Origin of the sequence: Bacillus sp. S4 (assembly GCF_040838205.1) — a bacterium.
GTDB lineage: Bacteria > Bacillota > Bacilli > Bacillales > Bacillaceae_G > Bacillus_A > Bacillus_A cereus_U.
This window is the reverse complement of record NZ_JBFPJI010000338.1, coordinates 1-3,348: the sequence shown is the minus strand read 5'-3', so window position 1 is coordinate 3,348 and position 3,348 is coordinate 1. Positions and strand designations below refer to the sequence as shown.

Below are 3,348 nucleotides of genomic sequence, written 5' to 3'. Positions count from 1 at the left end.
GACCATGATAGTCCAATGGATTCATTGTTATATGCTTGCGCGATTCTTGTATTAATTAGTGCTTTATTTATTGCAAATTCTAAAATAATGCGTCGTGATTTAGAAGAGTGAACATTAGTTGTTTAAATCAAAAAAAGATGTTTTATCTTTTGGTAAAAAAGGAGTAAAGATATTGAAAGAAATAATTTTAACCAGTTTCATAATAATAGGGTTTATGATTCTACTATTTAATTGTATACTTTCGTAATTTTAAAGGATAAAAAGTTAAAAAGGGAAGAGGCTTTTGTAAATATGGTACATTACAATAATCAAAATAGTTTACATCAAATATTTACATTAAAGGGGACAGTTATAAGAGATATTTTCCCGCAAATTTTATTATATATATGCGTTTCAACGATAGTAACTGTGATTAATTATTATTATGTAGAAATAAAAATTAATCAAACTCCTTGGGTAATTGTTGGAGGGGCTTTAGGTCTACTGTTAGTTTTTCGTACTAACACTGCGTATGATAGATATTGGGAAGGTAGAAAGTTATTTGGCACGATTGGTGCTTGTACTAGAAATTTAGCAGTTAGTTTTTTATGTTATTGGGAGTCCGAAGGGAAAAAGAAGGATCAGGAAAAACTAAAATTTTTACATCTATTAATTGCTTTTCCAAAGATAGCGAAAGGACATTTGAGAGACGAAAAAGATTTATCCGAAATAAAAGCATTGTTTGATATTTGTTCTGAGAAGGAAAAAGAAATGTTGACTGAGTCTATTCATTTACCGATTAGTATAGTTTTTATGTTAAAAACTATACTATCAAAAGGTTTGAAAACGGGTCAAATTCATCCAAGTGCAATAATTAATATGGAAGCTGATTTGAATACTCTGCTTACGGCTGTGGGTGGATGTGATCGTATCAAAACAACGCCTATTCCTTTTGCATATTTTGCTCATATTAAAATTTTACTGCTCATATTTTGCGGGACTTTATCGATTGGTCTTGTTGATAGTCTTGGATGGTTTACAGTACTTGCAACTACGTTTATAAGTTTTGCATTTATAGGGATTGAAGCAATAGGGGTTGAAATTGAGGATCCATTTGGTCAGGATCCAAACGATCTTCCGCTTGAAGCAATTTGTATAGGGGTAGAAACGCATTTAGTGAATTTATATAATCAAAACGCTCTATCAGAAGTAATGGATTTGAATCTTGATAAAAAAATCATCTAATTCTTCATCGTGTACGAAGATTGAAATTTTAAAATCTTGTCAAGAGTCAGTTTATGGCTTAACGACGGCTTTATATTTTTTATATAAATATATAATATTTCTCCGTGCTATAATCCATTCATGAAATATGCACGTTTCAAAAATTGTAATGAAAAGAGAAATGAATTGGGGAATAGTTGGCGTATTGAAAACAGTTATTCAATCATTATTAAAAAGCGAGGTAAATAATATGGAACAAAAACATAATGGAATTATTTTTACTGCAATACCAGACGAATCGAATGAATATTATCGACCATTTTATGAAGACATTATTTATTTTAATGAATACTTAAATGAAAATAAAGCATTTACCGATCAACTTATATCTTTATCTGTTGAAGAGCAAGATTTTCATACAAACTTTTTTGAGTATGATGATATTTGGTTAAGAGATGTTGCACCAGTTGTAACGAATCATCTTGTTAAATTTAAATATCACCCAAATTATTTACCAGAGGATCAAGGGCGATATTTAGACCAACAATTTAATAAATGGTTGAAGAAAAATGACTTTGAATATGTGAAATCACCATTAATATTGGATGGTGGTAACCTTATTTGGAATAAAAAAGATACCGTTATTTTAACAGAACGTATATTTGATGATAATGATGATTGGACGGAAGAGGAAATTATTGAGCAGTTAGAGTGGGATTTAGATGTGAGCCGGGTTATTATTATTCCTGCTGAAGAAGGGGATGTACTTGCACACGCAGACGGAATGGTTAAATTTATTGATGAACATACAATGTTTATTAGCGATTTTTTAGGAGATCGTGAATTTAGATATAATGTTCAAGAGATTATTCAAGAACAAATGCCAGAAGCTGAATTTATAGTTGTTCCTTCGTCATATACAGAGAAGGGTCAATACGATGAAGAGATAGCGTCAGCAAAAGGTTTATATATAAATATGTTAGAAACATGTGATACGCTTTACGTTCCTAAGTTTGGATTAGCTAAAGATGAGGAAGTTTTACGATATATTCAACAGCGTACTGAGAAACAAGTTATTCAAATTCATGTAGGAGAAATATCGACAATGGGAGGCGCGATGAATTGTTTAACGTGGTATTGTCCGAGTCATTTGTTACCTTCAAAAATGAAAAGGCTGAACGATCAGAATGAAGGTTCTTCAATTAGAAAACTTTTTGATTGGTTTTAATAAATAAGATTATAAGAAAATGTATTCAAGGGGTATTTATATGTATACAATTACTGAATTTTCGCGAATTTGTAAAATGAGTACACGGATGCTAAGGCATTATGACAAAGAGGAGATATTAAAACCAGCATATGTGAACCCGGTAAATGGATATAGATATTATGAGCAAGGACAGCTAGAAATAGCATTGAAAATTAAAAAGCTGAGGGAGTACAAGTTTCCTTTACCGAAAATTAAAGTAATTCTCCAGTCAGCAGATCAAAATTCATTTATTAAACATATGCAAGCGCAAATTATAGAGTTATCTCATGAGGTGAAACAAAATTTACAGGTTATTTCTGAAATGAATGAAATGGTAAGCATGAATAATGGTTTAAATATTGCTCGTCATAGAAGTTACGATATATTAATTGGAATGAGAAATGAAATAACGGTAATTGCTCAAAGATTACAAATAGATATAGATAATATGGATGATTATTTTTATGACTTATATGAAAAAGTACAAAAAAATAGTTTTCAAATAGCCGGTTCTCCATCCGTAGTTTTTTATGATAAAGAGTATATTCCAAATCGCAGTGATATTGAATTAAGAATTCCGGTTATGTATGAGGACAATAAAGGCGTATTACAAGAGTGCGAAATAAAAAAGCTAAATCAGCATCAACTCGTTACTACTATGCATTATGGCAGCTATGACTATATAGGCTATGCTTATATGGCATTAGAAGAGTGGGTGGAAAGCAATGGCTATATAATAGATAGTCACCCATATGAAGTCTATATAAAGGGACCTGAATGTGATTGTTTAGTAGAGGAGTATGTTACACAAATTTGTTTTTTAGTTACGAAAATAGAATGAGAATAAGGATTGACATTAACATTATGTCAATCCTTATTCTATATATGTAAGCAAT

The 3,348-nt window shown here is 30.7% G+C and carries 3 protein-coding genes and 1 pseudogene; all 4 read left to right on the top strand.

The window, feature by feature from the left end; genetic code table 11:
- A pseudogene (locus AB3X48_RS19630) lies at positions 1-111 on the top strand (phosphate-starvation-inducible protein PsiE); the annotation flags it as partial.
- A gap of 180 nt (positions 112-291) precedes the next feature.
- Positions 292-1,224: a bestrophin family protein gene (locus AB3X48_RS19625; RefSeq protein WP_016105594.1), complete on the top strand. Its 933-nt coding sequence runs from the start codon at positions 292-294 to the stop codon at positions 1,222-1,224.
- A gap of 229 nt (positions 1,225-1,453) precedes the next feature.
- On the top strand, positions 1,454-2,431 hold the full coding sequence (locus tag AB3X48_RS19620) for an agmatine deiminase family protein (protein WP_033714814.1): 978 nt from the start codon (positions 1,454-1,456) through the stop codon (positions 2,429-2,431).
- Positions 2,432-2,471: 40 nt separating this feature from the next.
- A complete protein-coding gene (locus AB3X48_RS19615; protein ID WP_016105592.1) occupies positions 2,472-3,293 on the top strand; it encodes a MerR family transcriptional regulator in 822 nt (273 codons plus the stop codon).
- Positions 3,294-3,348: the final 55 nt, after the last annotated feature.

What these genes read in the sequence shown, in the direction of transcription:
- AB3X48_RS19615 (WP_016105592.1), top strand. Translation starts at nt 2,472, where the DNA reads ATGTATACAATTACTGAATTTTCGCGAATTTGTAAAATGAGTACACGG.
- AB3X48_RS19620 (WP_033714814.1), top strand. Translation starts at nt 1,454, where the DNA reads ATGGAACAAAAACATAATGGAATTATTTTTACTGCAATACCAGACGAA.
- AB3X48_RS19625 (WP_016105594.1), top strand. Translation starts at nt 292, where the DNA reads ATGGTACATTACAATAATCAAAATAGTTTACATCAAATATTTACATTA.